The organism is Vibrio penaeicida (genome assembly GCF_002933855.1).
GTDB classification, from domain to species: Bacteria; Pseudomonadota; Gammaproteobacteria; order Enterobacterales; family Vibrionaceae; genus Vibrio; species Vibrio penaeicida_A.
Map to the genome: position 1 here is coordinate 71873 of NZ_BFAQ01000013.1, position 19532 is coordinate 91404.

Consider the following 19532-nt stretch of genomic DNA (forward strand, 5'->3'; position numbering starts at 1 on the left):
TTTTTGTTGGTCATTTGTTCTTGTTGTTATATCAAATTCATCAGATATGTCTTAGAATTTAAGTAGAAGCAATAAGACACCAACACGGTGGAGACGAATAGTGGTAGTAGAAACTGATGGCTATCTTGCTCTTATTGAGCATTTAACAATGAACCTAGACATTTTTGCCCAAGTCGAAGGTGATACTGGAGATGAGAGTATCGAGGATGTCGTTACGGATCTCATTGCGACCAATATTATGGCTATCTTTGAACAAAATCCTGAATTGCATTCAAGCGTACGTTTTAAACTACTTAAAGAAGCGGATGCTGTTGTTGAAGATTTAGGTGAAGTGCTTGCTGGCGCATGGAACAAGAAAGCCACAAACGAGCAAATTGGCTTTCTAGATGAATATATCGCGCTTGTTAAAAACCTGTTTGATACAGCTGTAGCAATATACGATTAGCTTGGCCGTAATGGCGCAATAAAGAAAACATACGTGAACAGATGTATGTAATTAATTGGATACGAAAAGGGGCTGGTCTTTGACCAGCCCCTTTGTGATCTTATCCAAAGCTGAGGTTAGCTAATTTACTCTTCGGAAATGCCAAAAAGCGTTAGCCCAGTAGGGGTTATCCAAGCGTGAAATAATGACCCCCTTCGATGTAGAGGCATGCATAAATGCTTTGTTACCCATGTACACACCAACGTGCCGTTGTTTGTACGCTGTTTTGAAAAAAACGAGGTCACCGGGTTTGGCATCGTTATAAGAAACTTGTTTTCCAACTTTGCTTTGGTTTTCCGTCGTTCTTGGTAGAGACATAGCAAAAGCTTCATTGAACGCGACTTTGGTGAACGCGCTGCAATCTATGCCATAGCGATCATTTCCCCCAAATCGATAAGGCACGCCTTCCCACCTAACATACACATCGCTTAGCGCGCGTTGCGTGGCTGTACTTTGCTTACTATTTGGCTCATAAGCGTCGGTTGAAAAATCAGGCCGTGGCGTTGAACAACCCGCCAAGAACACACTTACTATCAGAAGTTTCGTTGAAATAACTCTTTTAAAACACATACTCGTTCTTATTGTTGATTATATTATCTTTGAAATATGGCTGTAATGAGTAAGCCATAAACTCTTTCGCATAAAGACCACTAAGGATAGTTCTACTGGAACGCTCATATGCGAAAGACCAAATCGAACCGGATTTCAATTTCACTAATTCAAGCCATTGTAGCTGTATTAGCCGTTACTACTTTTATGGTAGTTTCTCTCTCAAGTATCAGCCAACACGGAATAGACACCGTTGGTTCAGAGTTTAGCCAGTTATCCGAGCAGGCACTGCCTCTAGCAATGAATAATGCAGAGCTTACTCAAACGATACTGACTCAAGTTAAGCGCTTAAATCAAGGAATGCAAAGCGAAAATGAGAGTGAACTTACCTCTGCGGTATCTGAACTGGATGCGCTTACGATAAAAAGTCAGGAGGAGCTAGACTCCTTATTCAACCTCTCCGATGCCTTTGGCGGTGTGGTTTCTAACCATCAGAAAGAGCAGCTCATCCAATCTGTTGAATCACTAAGGCAAAACTCTATTCAAGTGCTTAATGTTCAACGAGATATATTCGCTATTCAAGTTACATTAAATGATCTTATCCCCACATTTCGGTACGGAGTGAGTTCAATTGGCCCTGAAATGAACCGAGTATCGTCATTCTTGATTCAAGATAACCCAGAGGCATCAGACGCTGCTAATCGCTTTATCGCCAGCGCGAGCTCTATGGAAAGCACTTTTCTCGTGATGATGATGGCAGAGGACCTAGAGAAAGCGACGTCGGAATACCAAGAGATGAAGAATCGAATCGCTGGAATCAATCTAGCGTATGAAGATTTCGCTGAATGGTACCCAGACATTAAAGAGTTTGCGAGTTTAACTGCACCCTATGAAATGGTGAAAGAAGGGTTTTCAGAAGGGGGAGTCTTGCAACAAATTCTAGTAAAACGCGAAAATGTAGAAAACCAAAAGCGATGGATTAAAGACGTTACGCACAGTGCCGACCAAACGATAGAGATGCTCGCTAAAATTTCCGCTACCGCGCGAATGCTCATCAAAAAAAGTCAAACAGAAGTAGAACGCACTATGGAGAACGTACAACTCTTGCTTATGCTTGCTGGGTCGGTTCTGGTGTTGGTCATCGTATTAACAGGCTTTATTCTGAGGCGCTGGATCAATAAAGGGGTCCGAAATATAACGCGCTCACTTAACTTACTGACGGAGCACAAATTTAACTCATCTGTTCAACGTGTCGGTCCCGCTGAAATGCATGTAATTGCCTCGCAACTTAACAAAGTCATCGAGTCGACGGGTGACTCACTCAAAATGGTGACAACAAATTGTGAAACCTTATACCAAACGGCTGGGGTCAGCCATTCTGCGGCTGAGGAAACAAAAGCGAGTCTAGATAAACAAAATCATTCCCTGAATGAGATGGTGTCCACCGTGTGTGAGCTGCAAAGTGCGATACGAGAAATTGCTAAGGTCGCCTCTGAATCGTATGAAGAATCAAGGATCGCGACTTCTGACTCCATTCAAGGGGGAAAAGTCATAGAGGAGAATGCACACAGATTGGCAAGTTTGGATAGAACGCTAACAACGAACGAAGAATCCATGGCAGAGTTAGACGGTAAAGTTCGGGAAATTACCGAACTCGTAGACTTGATCAGCGGCATTGCCGAAAACACCAATTTACTCGCGTTGAATGCTGCAATTGAAGCTGCAAGGGCAGGTGAGCAGGGAAGAGGTTTTGCGGTTGTTGCGGATGAAGTAAGAAAACTGGCAAGTGATACAAGTCATCAAACAACGAACATCAGAGAAATGATGGCAGCGCTACACCAAGCCGCTGCAGCTGCCAAAGATGCTGTTATCGAAAGCCGAAAAGAAATGTCTCAGGCTATGAAATCGAGCATGGATGTTAAAGATACGTTCAGCAAAATAGAAGTGTCAGTTGAGGCGATAAAGCTGCGAGTAGAGCAGATATCGGTAGCTACTGAGCAGCAAGAGCTTTCAACGACGAATGTAAACAACAACATTCAATCCATATCCGAACTTGGGGAAAACACCACAATCCAATTGGATTCAATGATAAAGAGTTCAGAGCAAGTAGCAGACATTGGTGGTCATCAGCAAGCTATGTTACACAAGTATGATTTCGCTTAAATTTCTTTTTGTTAATAGGGACGATATTTACACGTTACTTTCTAGGGTCTGTTGATCTTTCGAGATGATTTTTGCAGCAATTTGTGGGTGATTTATACAAGGCAGAGCTTATTCGGTGTAGTCGCTCTACATCAATGAGCGATAACGCAGTAGAAATAAGCCACAAATGCTGCCCAAAGGGTTCGCTTCTATGCATTTTACTCTTTGTTGCAAGGTATTTGCTTAGAATGACTAGGCGTCACACCTTGCGTCGCGATTAAAAGGCATAGAACTCGAACAAAATTTAACCGCGAAAGATCAACAGACCCTAATCATGCCTAAACGGTTGAGTTAGCATCTTCCATAACTGCTGTTCCTTGGGTTTTCTGAATAAAGGAAGCCCAATTTCAACTTCATCGTGTCCTTTTTGCGGTTGATCTCGGTAAGTGCCAAACCACCGGTCCCATACCGACAAGAAAAAGCCAAAATTGGAATGGGTTTCTTTCACTTCTACAGAATGATGAACGCGGTGCATGTCAGGGGTAACAAGAAACTTTCGCAACCAAAAATCCAATTTAAGAGGGAGCTTTCCATTGCTGTGATTGAACATTGCGCTCACATTAAGAACAATTTCAAACACGACAATTGCAATGGGAGAAACCCCTAACGCTAGGACTAGCGCAATTTTGATCCACATAGACAAAATTATCTCAATCGGGTGAAACCGGCTGCCAGTTGTCACATCAATATCTTGGTCGGCGTGATGCATTCGATGCAGTCGCCATAAAAAAGGCAGACGATGAAACAACACATGTTGAACATAGATAGCAAAGTCGAGAATTAACACCGAAAGAAGAATGTTAACTAAAGCCGGAATTTCGAAGAAATGAAACAATCCAAATCCAAACTGCTGGGCTTGCAATGCGCTATCAAACGCCACTATTGGCATGATAACCGCCAAGCAGATACTGTTCAGCCCAACTAAACCTAAATTGTTTCCCCAGCGAGTTAATTTACTTTGGGTCAGCGACTTTCTAGGAGCGTAATACTCCCAACAAGCGAAAAGAATCAATCCGCCAATAAAAAAGCTCAACCGAATAATCGCTGGATCTTCCATTCATTCCTACCTTTATATTCTTACTTATCTCGAGTTTAGGTTACTTACGGAATCTAGCATCTTGATGTTGTTTGGGTATAATCTGCCAAATTTCCTGTACTACTGGCTCCATTACCATGCGCATACATCAGGTTCATCACCTCTATCAATCTCGGCTCGACAGAGCAACCAAGCCTTTTAATGCTCGTGGTTCAAAAGTCGTGCGGTGTCAATTCTGCCAAGTTACAGAGAAGCATTGTATTTGTTCACATCAGCCCAATATTCAATCGGATATTGCAGCGTTGATCATCATGTCCGACAACGAAATCCTTAAGCCTAGTAATACTGGGCGACTCATCGCCGATACCCTGAAAGATACCCATGCTTTTCAATGGTCACGCACTGAACCTGAACAGGCATTGTTAACTCTACTAAAAGATGACAGATACCAACCCGTTATAATATTCCCTGAAGACTATGTCGATGAAAAATCAAGGCTCATTCAAGTAGAAGACCTTGTTAAGCAAGAAAAACTTACAGAGGAAGCCTTACCAAAAAAACAAGGCATACCAAAAGTACAAGGCATACCAAAAGAGGTGAACAGCATTCCAGGTAAGAAGCCTCTTCTCATCTTTCTTGATGGAAGCTGGAGAGAGGCTCGCAAAATGTTTAGAAAGTCCGATTACCTTGCTAACTTGCCTGTTTTGTCTGTAAACCCAGACACCGTATCAAATTATATGATGAGAAAATCAGATAATGAAAAGCACCTCGCTACTGCAGAAGTCGCTAGTTTGGTGATCAACATGCTGGGTGATTCAAACTCTGCTAAAATACTTGCACTCTGGTTTGAGGCCTTTAAAGAAGGTTACCTACTGAGTAAAACCCGCCTAAAACACGACCTATCAAAACCAATGTTGGCAAAATATGCTGAATATACCAAAAACATTGAGCAGAGAGTCGCCACTTAGCCTTACTGACAACGTTAATTTGTGTTGTATCACGGACTGTTCGGTCAGTTTATGGATAATGCGTAGCTAGATAATTTTATGCTCTTTCCGTCAGATCGTACTGTCCATCGGGCAACTTCTGCTTACATCGAGCATGCATTAATTTTTGGGATTCAGGAGAGAAACATGTACTACGGCTTTGATGTCGGTGGCACCAAAATTGAGTTTGGCGCATTTAATGAAAAGTTAGATCGTAAAGCAACAGAACGTGTACCCACTCCAGGTGACGACTATGAAAAGTTGGTTGAAACTATCGCAGGGCTTGTTGCCAAATATGATGCTGAACTGGGCGTAGAAGGCACCATTGGTATCGGCATTCCTGGAATGGAAGACGCAGATGACGGAACGGTACTCACAACAAACGTGCCAGCGGCTAAAGGAAAGCCTTTACGTAAAGATCTGGAAGCGAAAATTGGTCGTAAAGTGAAAATCGACAACGATGCGAACTGCTTCGCGTTGTCTGAAGCATGGGACGATGAATTAAAAGATGAGCCTGCCGTAATGGGCTTGATCCTCGGTACTGGCTTTGGTGGTGGGTTTGTTTTTGATGGCAAGGTGTTTTCTGGGCGCAATCACGTAGCAGGTGAAGTAGGGCACGCTCGCTTGCCTATCGATGCTTGGTTTCATTTAGGTGAAAATGCGCCTTTATTTGGCTGCGGTTGCGACAAGAAAGGCTGCTTAGATAATTACTTGTCTGGTCGTGGCTTCGAGCAGCTATACGAGCACTACTACGGTGAGCGAATTAAAGCGGTTGAATTGATCAAACTGCATGCTGAAGGCGAAGCCAAAGCTGTTGAACATGTAGAGCGATTCATGGAGTTACTGGCTATCTGTCTTGGTAACTTATTTACGTCTTTCGATCCGAATGTCGTCGCATTGGGTGGTGGGTTGTCGAACTTCGAACTTATTTACGAAGAGATGCCAAAGCGTATTCCTAAATACCTGCTTTCTGTTGCAAAGCCACCAAAGATCATTAAAGCGAAACACGGTGACTCGGGCGGCGTACGTGGTGCAGCGTTTTTGAATATTAAATAACGTTAGCGCCATATTTTTTAAGTCACAAAATAAAGTGCGGTTTAAGCTAAATGAAAAAGTGAGCTCAAAGGCTCACTTTTTTGTTGGACGTTCTTTAACCCGTGGCGAGCTATTTAAGCTTCTAGACGTTCCAAGATCCTTTGTAATCTCGGTCGGCTAATTTTCAAAATATCACACGCTTTTCCTTTATGGCCATCAACCGAGTCAAGTACGTTCAACACATGCTGATACTCCATGTCTTGCAAACTCAGGGATGAAGATGGGTATTGCTCCTTAATTTCCGGCAAGTTTTGCTTCAATTCTTCAAATAACTCATTCGTCAGAATGTCTCCAGGGCAAAGCGCCACAGCTTTGGTGAGCGTATTTTCTAGTTCACGAACATTGCCAGGCCAAGGATAACTGCACAGTAATCCCATAGCATCGAGGGCAACTTTAGTGACTTTGGTTCCCAGCTCCTTGTTTGCCCTTACAAGCAAGGCTGGAATCAATTCCTGCAAGTCTTCTGGACGCTCCCTCAGTGGCGGAATATGAATTTTCACCACTTGTAAACGGTAGAATAAGTCTTCGCGAAACGCCTTATCTTGTATTGCCTGAGCAAAATCGATATTGGTAGCAGAAATGATTCGGGCAGACGTTTTTATTGGCTTCTTACCGCCCAGCGGCGTCATCTCTTTTTCTTGTAGAACTCGAAGTAATTTTGCTTGAATTTGTGGTGAGAGTTCACCAATTTCATCCAAAAACAAAGTACCTTCACTGGCAAGTTCGAATTTTCCGGGCTGATCCGATATCGCCCCTGTAAATGCCCCTTTTTTGTGCCCGAACATTTCAGATTCTAATAAGTTCTCTACTAATGCTGCGCAGTTTAACGCGACAAATGGAGAGGCTTTGGGGCGACCCGCGTTATGAATGGCACGCGCAACCATCTCTTTTCCTGTCCCTGATTCACCAGTAATCATGACAGAAGCATTTGTGAGTGCGACACGACCAATAGTTTTATATATCTCTTTCATCGCATGAGATGAACCAACCATAGAACGGCCTAACGTGTCTGGAATCGTTACAGCATCTTTGGAGGTCGAAGCGTGATACTCCAGAGCGGTTCTTACGGCTTTATCGAGTTCGTCAATATCGATGGGTTTGTGGATGTATTCGTCTGCCCCTTTTTGCATTGCCATGATAGTGCTTTCCATATCGTGGTAGGCGGTAATCATGATAATGCGTACATCTGGGCAAATAGATTTAAAGTCGGCGATTCCTTCAATACCGGACTTTCCTTCCATTCGAATGTCTAGAACGATAACGTCCGGTTGCAGCTTTTTGGCGATCTCTACACCCGTATCAACGCGGTGTGCAGCTTCCACTGTATAACCTTGTGATTGATAATGGAGCTGTAAAGTTCGGCTAATTCCAGTATCGTCATCGACGATCAGCAACTTGCTCATTAAATTAAACTTCCTGTGTTTGTTTATGCTCTTCTCGTTTTTCTTGTTTTCGTTGATTTAATATTGTGGGTGAGGCTGGTATTCGAATCCTTGCTTGCGTGCCACTCACGAGTGGGGTGAGTTGAACATCTCCTGTATGCGCGTCAATAATGCGTTTTACAATGGCTAATCCAAGCCCCGTTCCTTTGGCTTTTGTCGTAAAAAAGGGCTCGAATACTTTTTCGGTTAAACATGGGTCTATTACGTGGCCATTGTTCACTATATCAATCAAAAGGTGGGTTTCAGATTCAGTAAACATCACATTAGAACTCACTTTCACTCTAGGCTGGATCACCGTTTCAGATTGAGACGCCTGAATAGCGTTCAATAGAAGGTTTTGTAAAGCCTGTCTTAATTTTAGAGGGTCGGCAAACAAGGTAGGAAGGTTAGGTTGAAGTGCTAAATTAATCTTTACATTGCTAACTTTTGCCTGTTTTTGTTGGCCAGCAACTAAGGATTCGAGCAATTTATTTAAATCTATCCAATCAGGTTTGAGTTGATCAGGCTTTGAGTAGGCCAATAATTCTTCAAGTATCGCTTCCATATAGCGTACCTGCTCCAAGGAAATGTCGAACATTTCATTTTGTTGGCTTCGCGCATGAATCTGAAGCACCATTTTTATAGAGCTTAAAGGATTACGAAGATCGTGTGCGATCATGCTGACGACTTTACCTATTGCTGCCAGTTTTTCATGATGAATGCGTTCGCGTGTCTGCTTTTCTACTTCTTGTGCGAGTCTTTTCTCTTCTGAAATATCTTGTTTCACCGCAACATAATAGAGCAGGCGACCTTCAATATCTTTTACGGGGGAGATCCGAGCTCGCTCCCAGAACAGTTCTCCATTTTTCTTTCTGTTGTGGAATTCACCTCGCCACTCTTTTCCAGCTTGCAGTGTTTTCCAGAGGGTTAGGTATTCCGCTTTGTCTGTTTCTCCGGATTGAAGAAAGCTAGGCGTGCGATTAAGCACTTCTTCACGCGTATAGCCTGAAAGCTCGCAAAATACAGGGTTTACATAAAGGATCCGACCTTTTAAATCCGTGATAACTACTGAGTTTTGGCTGCTTTCAACAGCATGGCTAAGACGCTGAATTTTATCTTGCGCCATTTTTTGTTCAGTAATGTCTTCACCAAGCAAAGTGAGCGAGATTTGCTGATCATTGGTCTCGGTGAAGGTTGATGTCCACGACACCAAATGGATTTCCCCAGTTTTACTCAGCACAACGCTTTCACTGTGTGGCTGGTGGGTTTGTTGCTTTATTGCTTCATTCAAGGCTTCTTCTGCTTGTTGGTGAAGCTCAGCGGGGATAAAGCGTTCAATCCATTTATGACCAACCACCTCACTTTTTTTATACCCCACCATATTGAGAAAAAAGTCATTGCAGAATGTAATACTACCTTGCTGATTAATGCTGACAGCGGCCAGTTGGATGTTTTCTAAAGTATGGCGAAATTGTTGTTCATAACGTTGTTGCTGGCGCAAGAATCGAGTCTGAACACGAAATCGACTCACTAGAAAGATGGCAACAGTGATAACTAAAAAAAGCAGAAAGTAGGGCATGCTATAGCGGTCATGAAAATCGAGGCGTGAGAGATTAAATCTCTCGATAGGGAAGACCGATACAATCGTCCAATTGCCGTTATTCGGTGCACCTATCATTGAGTAGGTGTAATAACTGCTTTCTTGCAATTGTTGCCCTCGACGATTCTGGAGTATCGACTCAATGATATGCGATGGAATATCCCGATTAGGTGAAACAGCGAAGCGACTACCTTGCGAGTCGACAGGATGAATTACCGCAATCCCTTGTGGGTTATACAAGTAAACATGGTTCGTGAAACTTGGAGCAACAGCTAAGAGTTTATTGATTAACTGGTTGCCTTTGTAATTCAGCAAAATGCTGCCCAATCGAGCGCCCTGTCTGGTAAATACAGGGGTACCAACACGGATGGTCGGCTTTAAAGGTGTTTGCACTTCCCCAGCTTCTTCATTTAAATCGAGAGGAGAGATGTAGACTTCGCCAGCATCTAGCGTAGAGGAGTGTTTCCAATAATATCGGTGAGATTTATTTTGAAGCTGATCAGGAGGGACGACAGTTACGTGTCCTTCAATGTTATTAACACGTAGGCGTTCCAAGCCTTTTGTGTCGATAAATCGAATTTGATCATAGCTGTGGTTGTTTAGGCTTAACTGTACAAAGTAATCTTTTAGAGCGTTATAGGGCTGAGGCTGTGTTTCGACAATGTTCTGTGTGACATAGCTAAGGTTCTTTGCATCCGCGGACATTCGAAATAGGGTTTCCCCCAGTACCTCGTCGATAAGGTCGACGATCACTCTTTCATTGTGAAGTGCATATTGCTTATCGTTATCGATACTGATCAAGTAGTGCAGGCTCATCCATACCGCTAAAACGATATAGACAGGCAGCGCCCAAACTATCCACTCTTTTAGAAAAGCACTAATGTTTGGGCGGTGGGAGTCTGTTTTCATAAATTTTACTGACGAAGCGTCCCTTGCAGAAGGCATTCACTTTTGAAAGATCCGCAGATCTCACAATATCCATTATCATTCTATGGTCTTTTGCACATGGAATATGTGTTTCTCCCCATACTTTCGGCAACACCTTAAGCTTTCGCTAATGCCCCAATCAATTTTATAGCATTTGGCTTCTGTGAATTGGGCAATGAGCCTATTTGTTGATTGAGTTGATAGAGCGCTTCATATTTAAAGGATAGAAAATGGATAACGGCGACGGGATGGCATTCATCGTCTTTCAGTGCAAGGTCTAACATGGGGGATATTTCATCACCATATTCCCAAAGCAAACACACGAGCTTCAGCGCTTGCTTTCGAACTCCGGATGCCGGATCGTTCAATGCCACTTTAGCGGCTGATTTTACTAGGGGCTTGAATAATAGACCCAGCGCTTTACCGTGATTTTCGAGTGCATATAGTGCAGCGATTCGTACGTGCTCACTCGGATTCCCTAATGCTTCAATGATCAGCGTAACGGCTTTTGATGTGGTTGTATTAGCAAGGTATTTCAACGCACTTTGTTGAATGATCTCGTGCCCTGACATCAACACATTTGCAGCAGCACCAATGCCATTTTCACACTCTTTCTGTTTTGGATTTTGTTGCATTTGTAACGTCAAAGCTTGGAAAATTTCGTGCATATTTTCATCAGATGCGCCGAGTATGGATTCAATGATCCAACCAACGGCTTCTGATTGGCGAGACTGACCTAGGGCACGCAATGCTAACGTTTTGTTTTCAAACTCGGGTAGGCGCGCGATTTTCTTCCGATTTAGCTGCAGATTGTCCGCTGTGGAAAAATTTGATTTAACAACGCTCGCAAATTCTGCATATTGGTCGTCGAGGTTGTCAACCATTTCAACAATACTGACCTGTTGCTCATCTTCTGATTGCGCTGGTACTAGCTTTTGTTCCAAATTGGCTTGGAAAATAGCATTCAACGTAGAAATAGGAGCGTTTTCTGTGGGCAGTTGCTCAGGAACATCATGATCCTTCAAAGCAGAATGGACGTTAAGTTCACTTTCTTCCAATTCTACAGGTTGAGTAACTTCTATTTTGTCAGGGTACGCATTAAGACCAAATAGAGTTGTCTTAATGATGTGTTGACAGGCGGGCAGATTCGATTGGCTAACAACGTCCATACATGCTTGCCTTATGCAGGCTTCAAATGTGTGGTTTTGTTTTTGATCGACTTCATTGATACGACGTTCCAGTAAAGGGAGTAGACTTTCAATGCTTGATGGTAAGCGATCAAGTGCTCGGATCAGCCGGATATGGTGGTGTATATCCAACGTATTGAACGTCAAAATTTCTGAAATAAGTGGCTCTAATTCTGTAATGTGCTCGGTATTGAGGCTTTCCGTGTTTATGTTTTCTATAAAGCTGATAGCAAGCTCTGGAGTATTCGCTGAAAGCAAAGCGATAAGATCTCTTACATCCGAGCCAGACAAATCTGCGTGGCAGATAAGCTTAAACAATTCTATTCGGGCGTATTCGTTACAGCCGTTAATGTATTGTATAAGGCGCTTAGTATCGACTCTATTCGATGCACTGAACTGCTCTATCGCAAACAGTGCGCTTTTCTGAACATCGACGTTTTCATCCTTGATGCATTCCAACACGTCCCAGAAATATTCATTCGCTCCGAGCTTGCTTATTGCTTCAATGGCGATACAACGGCAAAGAGAGTCTTCATCTTTAAGATGTTTAAATAGAAATGCTTTCGAAAGCTGTTGGTCGTTTTCTCCTAAGGCTTTTAACAGTTTCCGCTTCTTCATGCGTTTTGCTGTCGGAAGTTGAGATACTACCCATTGCGCATTTATTCTTGCTATCCCTTTATAGAGAGCGAATTCAAGTTCGGGCTCTGGGTCTTGCTCTAGAATGTCTAGGAAAATATCGAGGTATTGTGGTTTATGTTGCTCCGATAGAATCTTTACAGCAATCAATTGTAGGTCCCACCAGTCATCCCACCCTGTACTCACTCCCCAATCGTCACTTTCGTTTCGCCCTATAGCAAAACTTATAATTATTGATTCAACTTGGTGGAATGACGTATGGCGTCCGAGCGCCTTAAGCGCAGCAAGTCGAGCATCGCCTTCTGGATGATGACGTGCTACATCCGCGATAGCGTGGATATCACCAGATTGCATTTCAGCTAAAGCAGCGGCGGCATCGATAACCACATCAGGATCTGGATGGTATAAGCATTGGTTAAGTGCTTGAGTCGTATTTTCCGTTTTGATTTCACCGCACGCTCTAGCGCTATAACAACGCAGTGCTTCGTCACCAGTTTCAAGAAAGTGGTTGAGTATTTCAACGGAGCGATTTTTAACTTCCAGTAAATTGGCTTCGCTACGAGAGCTCACATCAGTCAGGTTATTCATTATCACTTCCCGTTTTTTTAAGGATGAAAGGTTTATTAAGGATGAAGATGATAGTGAGATGTGCAGTTTCCATGCCTAAACGAAATACAAAAAATAAAAGCTAATAAACAAAGAGTTAAAGTCTATTTCGGTGAATCCCCTATACAACGCTGCTGTGTAGTTGAATGAAACGTTCAGTTTTAGCTACTCACTTTTAACAAAACGTTCAATAAGGAGGTGTGTGATCGTGCTCAAGTATCTTTTAACAAGCTGAATTTAAAGACAAAAATTAGCGCCATAAAAGTGGAACAAAAAATGCTCTTGTGAAGATGGCAAAAATAATAATGCTGCGCTAACGACGTACATAAATGCGCAGTTCTAGCTGGAAGCTAAGGAGCAAAACAATGAAAAGCATGTTGATCCTTGCTGCTACAGTCAGTTTGTCATTTTCAGCATGGAGCCAAGCCGATGCCACTAACTTCGGTCCGCTGCCAACGCTAAAAATCGACGCTGCTAAAGCAGAATTGGGAAAACGCCTATTCTTTGATACACGGTTATCGGGAAATACAGCGCTGTCTTGCGCATCTTGTCACCAACCTAAAAATGGATACTCCTACCCTGAAGCACTTGGACCTGCCTATACAGGAAGTAAAGGCTTTAGAAATGTGCCTACCTTAATCAACACTGCCTACAAAAAGGTTTGGTTCCATGATGGCAGAATCGGAACCAATCTAAATGATGTGACACGTGAAAACATCACAGAAGATTGGTTGATGAACATGGACATGCGTTTGATGCAAGAACGGTTAAAACAAGATCCAACTTACATAAAAATGTTCAAAGAGGCTGGATACGGAGAGCCTTCAAACGGAAGCGTCCGCAAAGCCATTCCGGAATATTTAAAAACTTTAACTTCAAACACCACGCCGTTTGATCAGCAAAAACTCAGTTCTAGCGCCCAAAAAGGGTTTGAAATTTTCAAAGGAAAAGGCGGGTGCAGTGCTTGCCACAGTGGTCCGTTGTTTACAGATGGGAAGCCTTACAACACAGGTGTACCAGAGAATCTCGACATTTTCCGCGACCCAATGCGTCACCAAACTTTCATCGCGTTCAATATGTTTATGGGAATAGAGAACTATATGAACCTCAAACGAGATGTAGGTGCCCATGTTCAAACGCATAAAGCGGATGGAACCGACAAAGGCAAATTCGTTACTCCAACATTGCGTGAGCTTACTTTTACCGCGCCTTATATGCATAACGGCATGCTTGCAACGCTAGAAGATGTCATCGCATTTTATAACCAAGGCGGTGGTGAAGACAGCAATAAAGATAAGAGGCTTGAACTTCTTAATTTGAGTGCGCAAGAGCAATCGGACTTGTTGACCTTTTTGAAATCCCTATCTAGCGAACCTCTAACATCAGACAAGCATGTTTGGAAGGGTAATGATTACAACTACCAGCTGATCTCAGATTGGCGCAACGTGAAAAATTAAGGAGGATGAGATGAAAACTAAAGCAATCACCTTATCTATCATTAGCACGCTGACGCTAACCGCAAACGCGAGTTCAGCATTTGCCAATCAAAGTGCAGATGATATAGCAAAAAGTTTAAAACCCATCGTGCTGAATGGGATTAGTTATCCCGCTCTTGCTCCGTTAGGCGATGTGCCCACACCGGCTGACAACCCAACAACACCAGAGAAAGTCGAGCTTGGAAAACTCTTGTTTTTTGATGGTCGATTAGGCGGTGATACGTCCACTCCTTGTTCAGCGTGTCACAACCCTGCACTAGGCTGGGATTTTCCTGCTGATCTATCTCTGGGTTACCCCGGTACGGTGCACTGGCGCAATAGCCAAACCATTATTAACTCCGCCTATTACCAAAAGCTATTTTGGGCAGGATCATCTAAATCATTGGAAGGTCAAGCCAAAAGCGCCGCAAAAGGTGGTGTCGCTGGTAATGGTGAAGACGACCTTATGGAAGCTCGCTTAGCTCTTGTTCCTGAATATGTCGAGCGCTTCAATGCGGTATTTGGCGACAACTATCCCAAAGTGAGCAACGCATGGAAGGCCATTGCAGCGTTTGAAAGAACGCTCGTTCAAACTGACACACCGCTAGATAACTATTTAATGGGCGATGAAAGCGCACTAACCGATGAACAGATAAAAGGAAAAGCACTATTTGAAGGCAAGGCTAAATGCATTGCTTGCCACAATGGTTCGTTAGCTTCCGATCAGAAAAACTACAACATTGGTGTCCCCACAAATAAGCGTTGGGAAAGCGATCCAATGGCACAAATCACTTTCCGATACGAACTTTACGCGAAGGGCTCCAACGAAAAAATGTACCGCACAACCAAAGCGGATCCCGGCATTTATTTCCGAGGTAAACGTAAAGAAATGAAAGGGAAATTCCGTACACCTAGCATCCGATACACCAAATACACCGCGCCTTATATGCACAATGGCACTATTGCAACCTTAGCGGATGTTATTGAATTTTATGACCGTGGGGGTGTTGCAAAAGATGGAAGAACCACGGATTTCGTTCAAACCAAGAGTACATTGATCAAACCGCTAGGTTTAAATGCAAATGAGAAAAAGCAGTTACTTGCCTTTCTCGGTGCATTCACTGGCGAACGTATCATGATGGATTACCCAACGTTGCCGAAATATCAACGCTTGTTCAGCGAGGAAGAATTAGCGGAGGTGAAAAAATGATCTTTAACAAAAGCAAAACCAAAAAATCAGAAAGCGCGTCGGAACACAAAAAATGCATGATGTCGCGCCGCGATTTTCTAATGTACTCCGGCGCTACAGCAGGCGCAGCCAGTGTGATGCCTATCACTTTGTTTCCGGGTTCGGCACAAGCGGTGGAAACAAAAGCTCGGGTGGTGGGATATCCACGTAAATTACTAGGAAAACTGAGTGACTTGAAAACCAATGAGCCTGTTTATTTTAATTACCCAGATAACGGCATGAACTCGCAAGGTATCTTGGTGAAAATGGGTGTGCCAGCAGGCGGAGGGCTAGGTCCAAAGCAGGATGTTGTAGGTTTCTCCCTTATGTGTACTCACCAAGGAGGGCCACTGAACGGGCAATATAAAGTAGTCGATGAGCATCGAGTATTGGGTCAATGTCCATTCCACCTTTCAACGTTTGATATGCGAAGACACGGCATCATAGTGTCGGGACAAGCGTACGAAAGCCTGCCTCAAGTATTGCTAGAACTAGAAGGCGACGACATATACGCCGTCGGCATTATGGGGCTGCTATTCGGTCGAACAGACAACATCATTACGGTGCAGGAGGCATAACCATGACGACTAACTTTTATATCCCAGAAGATCATGCACCGCTGCCACCAAAAAACGCAGAGGTGATCACGACCGCTTGCGACTATTGCGTTGTCGCTTGCGGCTACAAAGTTTATCGCTGGCCATTAGAACAAAACAGTGGTGGGTCAAAAGCGAGTGAAAATGCCTTTGGTATCGATTTTCCAAGCGCACCCTTACAAGCATGGGTTGCCCCCGCGCAACACAATGTTGTTATGCATCAAGGTAAACCTCACAACATTATTGTGGTGCCCGATAAAGACGCAAAAGCCGTAAACAAAACCGGTGATTCGTCGATGCGCGGAGGCTTGCTGGCACAAAAGCTTTACAACCCATCTACAGGGACTCGCGATCGTTTAACGCAACCCTTGGTGAGAATCGGAGGTAGTTTACAGCCAGTGCCTTGGGACTTCGCGCTGGATATTGCAGCAGAAGTCGGGCGTCACGTAATTGAAAACCACGGCTCAAACGCTTACGGCGTTAAAACGTTTTCTTATCAATACATTGAAAACACCTACGCCATTACTAAGTACGCTCTTCGGCATATCAACACCGCTAACTTTACGTTCCACGATACGCCTTCGGATGTAACCTCTACACCGGGCTTTCGTGATGCTGGGTTTGATAACTTCGGGCCAAGTTATGACGATTGGGGAGCTGCGGATACTCTCATGCTGTGTGGTACCGATCCGTACGAAACGAAAACCATCATCTTTACACAATACATAATGCCCGCAGTCCAGCGAGGTATGAAAACGGTAATTTTGAATCCGCGTGAAACGGCAGGAATCGCTTGGCTTAAAAAGCATGGCGGCTTACACATCGATTTAAACCCAGGCTCCGATAACTTGGTCGTAGGGGCCATCATTCGCGTCATACTCGAAAACGGTTGGGAAGACAGCGAATGGATTCAAAACTGGGTGAACAATAAGTGGGAATCGAGCTCAGGTTTTGGGCAAGGTACACGAAACACACCATGGCAGTGGCGAACCACTTGGGGCAAGTTCCAAACCAATGGTTTTGAAGACTACAAAAAATGGAATTTGAAACAAAAAGAGTATGACCCTAGATACGCAGCTAAAATGGCGGGCATCGACGTAAACAAAATTTATCAAGCGGCAGAAATGCTTGCAAAACCGGAGGGCGGAAAGCGTCCGAAATCCTCCATTGCAATAGAAAAAGGGTTTTATTGGTCGAACAACACGGGGAATACCAATGCGATTTCCTCTCTTGGAACCATTATTGGAGCGGGAGGGCGTGAAGGGCGTGTGATTGGCAGAATGGGCGGACACCAACGAGGTGGACAGTCTGGCGGTAAGTTACCGCGTAACAAGTCTCCTGAAAAAGTGCCCGGTCGTCGTCGTCGATCCATCGATACCGACCGTTATCTCTATTCGGGGCATACGCGCTTTGCTCATGTTATCGGTACGACTTGGATTCAAGCAATGTGTGGAAGCCAAGGGTTACAAAGAAAGTTTTGGGAACTCACGACTGCAAATCCTCATCAGGTTTACACCTACGATAAGCAAGAAATCATCGATACGCTGAAAAAACGTGCCGATTCGGGCGGTATGGTTGTCATCAACCAAGATATTTACCTGCGCGACCCAATAGGGGCTAAGTTTGCAGACATCGTATTTCCTGCTGCAACGTGGGGGGAAGAAGACTTTATGCGAGCCAACGGAGAACGACGATTACGCTTGTACCAAAAGTTTGCAGATGCTCCAGGTCATGCAAAGCCAGATTGGTGGATCATCAGCCAACTGGCAAGACGAATTGGCTACGATGGGTTCGATTGGAGCAATTCCAACGACGTCGCAGAAGAAGCGTCTCGCTTTAGCCGAGGAAGTCGTAAAGATTTCAACATGATCAAAGTGGCGGCTCACGCAGAAGGTAAAACGTTGCACGAAAAGTTACGCGAATACGGCACCGATGGTATTCAAGGGCCGGTTTTCTACAACTACGATACGAAACAACTCGTCGGCACCAAACGTCTCCATGATACTGAGATGAATGCTATAGAATTAGCAGAAAAAGGGTTAACCGATGGACCACAAGGTGCGAATATACTTAAAAAACAACTCACTGCATTTAACAGCCAAACCGGAAAGGTGAATTTGCAAAAACACCCATGGGATCTGTTTAGTGATTTCTATGCGTGGTTACAGCCAAAAGGCGAGGAGCTTTGGTTCTCGAATGGTCGAATTAACGAAATATGGCAATCGGGTTTTGATGACGTCGAAAGACGTGCCTACGTGATTCAACGTTGGCCAGAAAATTGGGTTGAGATACACCCAGATGATGCTAAGGCTAGGGGAATCGAGTCGGGTGATCAGGTCATGATGTATTCCGACCGTGTCGCGAATTTTAAAGATACAATCTTAGGCGTTCATGGTGATGACTTTCAATTTAGTAAATTGATGGAAAACGGGCATATCAAGCTGGATAAAGCGGCGGTGACTGCGGTTGCTATTGTCACTCCTGCGGTTAAAAAGGGCGCGCTATACGCCAATATGATTGATATGCGTCAGCCATCGAATTCGCTTACAACACGGGTTGTTGACCAAATTTCTGGAAACTACAACTTCAAAATGGGTGTAGCCAATATTAAAAAAATTGGTGAATCCAAATACAAAAGTGAGTTTAGAGCGTTCTCTTTTGCACCAAGAAATATCGTTTAACCCAATGAAGTGCCAAAGCGTAGGGGCTTTGGTACTTCTTTTTTAATAAAGGAATGAGTGAATATGAAGAAAATGATTGGGTTAACGGTTGTGCTAATTGGAATGCAATCAAACGGTGTTTTGGCTGCGGATGCTGAAGCGGGAAAAGCAAAAACGATGACTTGTATGGCGTGCCATGGAGCGAATGGGATATCACCTACCGAACTGTACCCAAATTTGGCAGGGCAAAAAGCGGGGTATTTGGTTAAACAAATGAAAGCATTCAAAGATGGGACGCGAAAAGAGGCAACGATGAATGCAATGGTCGCGGCGCTAAGTGATCAAGATATGGAGAACATTGCGGCGTTCTATTCATCAATGAAATAACTAGAGCCATCCAAAAAAGAAAAAGTGAGCTTATGGAAGCTCACTTTTTACATTCGAATCGATGAATTCCCTCAATGAGGGAGCAGGTCTTAACCTTTCTTTTTACCAACACCAAGATTTTCTTTTTGCGCCAGTGTGATTTTACCGAAACCAAGCTTTCTAAAATGGTTATCACGGTAATCGCGTACTGCTTTCGTGTCGGAGACTGCTTCTACCTGTTGTTCCATCTTCAAATAATTGGAAATGTCGATACCTTCTGCATCCGCGACGGCTTCATGAATCGAACGAAATTTCTCATAAGAAAATAGAAGCGTTTTTTCTTCATCTTTATAGGTATAAATAATGGTGCGAGCCATAAATTTCTGCCTGCTAGGGTTTGACCTGAGTAATTTGGGCACACTCTATCAATTGAGATGAATGATGCCAAATCCTTTTTTCTTATATACCCATATATGGG

At 43.7% G+C, this 19532-nt stretch carries 15 protein-coding genes; 9 read left to right on the forward strand and 6 right to left on the reverse strand.

Features of this window, described 5'->3' with window-relative positions; genetic code table 11:
* The first annotated feature begins 100 nt into the window (after nucleotides 1-100).
* Nucleotides 101-445 carry a DUF3802 family protein gene (locus VPNCDNU1_RS07015; RefSeq protein WP_104399718.1) on the forward strand — a complete coding sequence of 115 codons (345 nt, stop codon included), beginning with the start codon at nucleotides 101-103 and terminating at the stop codon, nucleotides 443-445.
* Nucleotides 446-565: 120 nt separating this feature from the next.
* Here the strand turns inward: VPNCDNU1_RS07015 and VPNCDNU1_RS07020 are convergent, their stop codons facing one another.
* A complete protein-coding gene (locus VPNCDNU1_RS07020) occupies nucleotides 566-1054 on the reverse strand; it encodes an NlpC/P60 family protein (RefSeq protein WP_104399719.1) in 489 nt (162 codons plus the stop codon).
* A 108-nt stretch (nucleotides 1055-1162) separates the two neighbouring features.
* On the opposite strand from VPNCDNU1_RS07020, the gene VPNCDNU1_RS07025 reads away from it, so the two are divergent.
* A complete protein-coding gene (locus VPNCDNU1_RS07025; protein WP_104399720.1) occupies nucleotides 1163-3196 on the forward strand; it encodes a methyl-accepting chemotaxis protein in 2034 nt (677 codons plus the stop codon).
* A 307-nt stretch (nucleotides 3197-3503) separates the two neighbouring features.
* On the opposite strand, the gene VPNCDNU1_RS07035 is transcribed toward VPNCDNU1_RS07025, so the two are convergent.
* Nucleotides 3504-4292, reverse strand: coding sequence for a sterol desaturase family protein (locus VPNCDNU1_RS07035; RefSeq protein ID WP_104399721.1), 789 nt, complete (start codon nucleotides 4290-4292; stop codon nucleotides 3504-3506).
* Nucleotides 4293-4408: 116 nt separating this feature from the next.
* Here VPNCDNU1_RS07035 and VPNCDNU1_RS07040 point away from each other — a divergent pair, with 116 nt between their 5' ends.
* Together VPNCDNU1_RS07040 and nagK are read left to right on the forward strand one after the other, a co-directional pair.
* Complete coding sequence (locus VPNCDNU1_RS07040) at nucleotides 4409-5239, forward strand: tRNA-uridine aminocarboxypropyltransferase (protein ID WP_104399722.1); 831 nt, start codon at nucleotides 4409-4411, stop codon at nucleotides 5237-5239.
* Between the two features lie 165 nt (nucleotides 5240-5404).
* Entirely contained in the window at nucleotides 5405-6313 is a 909-nt protein-coding gene (gene nagK, locus VPNCDNU1_RS07045) for an N-acetylglucosamine kinase (RefSeq protein ID WP_101113902.1), read from the forward strand.
* A 113-nt stretch (nucleotides 6314-6426) separates the two neighbouring features.
* On the opposite strand, the gene VPNCDNU1_RS07050 is transcribed toward nagK, so the two are convergent.
* The 3 genes from VPNCDNU1_RS07050 to VPNCDNU1_RS07060 all read right to left on the reverse strand — a co-directional run bounded on the left by VPNCDNU1_RS07050 (nucleotide 6427) and on the right by VPNCDNU1_RS07060 (nucleotide 12711).
* A complete protein-coding gene (locus VPNCDNU1_RS07050) occupies nucleotides 6427-7755 on the reverse strand; it encodes a sigma-54-dependent transcriptional regulator (protein ID WP_104399723.1) in 1329 nt (442 codons plus the stop codon).
* Nucleotides 7756-7759: 4 nt separating this feature from the next.
* Entirely contained in the window at nucleotides 7760-10282 is a 2523-nt protein-coding gene (locus VPNCDNU1_RS07055) for a PAS domain S-box protein (protein ID WP_104399858.1), read from the reverse strand.
* A gap of 134 nt (nucleotides 10283-10416) precedes the next feature.
* Complete coding sequence (locus tag VPNCDNU1_RS07060) at nucleotides 10417-12711, reverse strand: HEAT repeat domain-containing protein (protein WP_104399724.1); 2295 nt, start codon at nucleotides 12709-12711, stop codon at nucleotides 10417-10419.
* Between the two features lie 392 nt (nucleotides 12712-13103).
* Here VPNCDNU1_RS07060 and VPNCDNU1_RS07065 point away from each other — a divergent pair, with 392 nt between their 5' ends.
* The 5 genes from VPNCDNU1_RS07065 (at nucleotide 13104) to VPNCDNU1_RS07085 (ending at nucleotide 19075) form a co-directional block, all read left to right on the forward strand.
* The gene (locus tag VPNCDNU1_RS07065) at nucleotides 13104-14186 is read left to right on the forward strand and encodes a cytochrome-c peroxidase (RefSeq protein ID WP_237324103.1); all 1083 of its coding nucleotides are present in this window, start codon (nucleotides 13104-13106) and stop codon (nucleotides 14184-14186) included.
* Between the two features lie 10 nt (nucleotides 14187-14196).
* Complete coding sequence (locus VPNCDNU1_RS07070) at nucleotides 14197-15414, forward strand: cytochrome-c peroxidase (RefSeq protein WP_104399726.1); 1218 nt, start codon at nucleotides 14197-14199, stop codon at nucleotides 15412-15414.
* Nucleotides 15411-16010, forward strand: coding sequence for an arsenate reductase (azurin) small subunit (locus VPNCDNU1_RS07075; protein WP_104399727.1), 600 nt, complete (start codon nucleotides 15411-15413; stop codon nucleotides 16008-16010). Before VPNCDNU1_RS07070 ends, VPNCDNU1_RS07075 begins: the two co-directional genes overlap by 4 nt.
* 2 nt (nucleotides 16011-16012) lie before the next feature.
* A complete protein-coding gene (locus VPNCDNU1_RS07080; RefSeq protein WP_104399728.1) occupies nucleotides 16013-18709 on the forward strand; it encodes an arsenate reductase (azurin) large subunit in 2697 nt (898 codons plus the stop codon).
* 63 nt (nucleotides 18710-18772) lie between these two features.
* The gene (locus VPNCDNU1_RS07085; protein ID WP_104399729.1) at nucleotides 18773-19075 is read left to right on the forward strand and encodes a c-type cytochrome; all 303 of its coding nucleotides are present in this window, start codon (nucleotides 18773-18775) and stop codon (nucleotides 19073-19075) included.
* Nucleotides 19076-19164: 89 nt separating this feature from the next.
* On the opposite strand, the gene VPNCDNU1_RS07090 is transcribed toward VPNCDNU1_RS07085, so the two are convergent.
* The gene (locus VPNCDNU1_RS07090; protein ID WP_104399730.1) at nucleotides 19165-19431 is read right to left on the reverse strand and encodes a DUF2960 domain-containing protein; all 267 of its coding nucleotides are present in this window, start codon (nucleotides 19429-19431) and stop codon (nucleotides 19165-19167) included.
* Nucleotides 19432-19532: the final 101 nt, after the last annotated feature.

What these genes read in the sequence shown, in the direction of transcription:
- VPNCDNU1_RS07055 (WP_104399858.1), bottom strand. Translation starts at nt 10,282, where the DNA reads ATGAAAACAGACTCCCACCGCCCAAACATTAGTGCTTTTCTAAAAGAG.
- VPNCDNU1_RS07080 (WP_104399728.1), top strand. Translation starts at nt 16,013, where the DNA reads ATGACGACTAACTTTTATATCCCAGAAGATCATGCACCGCTGCCACCA.
- VPNCDNU1_RS07070 (WP_104399726.1), top strand. Translation starts at nt 14,197, where the DNA reads ATGAAAACTAAAGCAATCACCTTATCTATCATTAGCACGCTGACGCTA.
- VPNCDNU1_RS07090 (WP_104399730.1), bottom strand. Translation starts at nt 19,431, where the DNA reads ATGGCTCGCACCATTATTTATACCTATAAAGATGAAGAAAAAACGCTT.
- VPNCDNU1_RS07025 (WP_104399720.1), top strand. Translation starts at nt 1,163, where the DNA reads ATGCGAAAGACCAAATCGAACCGGATTTCAATTTCACTAATTCAAGCC.
- VPNCDNU1_RS07060 (WP_104399724.1), bottom strand. Translation starts at nt 12,711, where the DNA reads ATGAATAACCTGACTGATGTGAGCTCTCGTAGCGAAGCCAATTTACTG.
- VPNCDNU1_RS07050 (WP_104399723.1), bottom strand. Translation starts at nt 7,755, where the DNA reads ATGAGCAAGTTGCTGATCGTCGATGACGATACTGGAATTAGCCGAACT.
- nagK (WP_101113902.1), top strand. Translation starts at nt 5,405, where the DNA reads ATGTACTACGGCTTTGATGTCGGTGGCACCAAAATTGAGTTTGGCGCA.
- VPNCDNU1_RS07075 (WP_104399727.1), top strand. Translation starts at nt 15,411, where the DNA reads ATGATCTTTAACAAAAGCAAAACCAAAAAATCAGAAAGCGCGTCGGAA.
- VPNCDNU1_RS07040 (WP_104399722.1), top strand. Translation starts at nt 4,409, where the DNA reads ATGCGCATACATCAGGTTCATCACCTCTATCAATCTCGGCTCGACAGA.
- VPNCDNU1_RS07035 (WP_104399721.1), bottom strand. Translation starts at nt 4,292, where the DNA reads ATGGAAGATCCAGCGATTATTCGGTTGAGCTTTTTTATTGGCGGATTG.
- VPNCDNU1_RS07020 (WP_104399719.1), bottom strand. Translation starts at nt 1,054, where the DNA reads ATGTGTTTTAAAAGAGTTATTTCAACGAAACTTCTGATAGTAAGTGTG.
- VPNCDNU1_RS07065 (WP_237324103.1), top strand. Translation starts at nt 13,104, where the DNA reads ATGTTGATCCTTGCTGCTACAGTCAGTTTGTCATTTTCAGCATGGAGC.
- VPNCDNU1_RS07085 (WP_104399729.1), top strand. Translation starts at nt 18,773, where the DNA reads ATGAAGAAAATGATTGGGTTAACGGTTGTGCTAATTGGAATGCAATCA.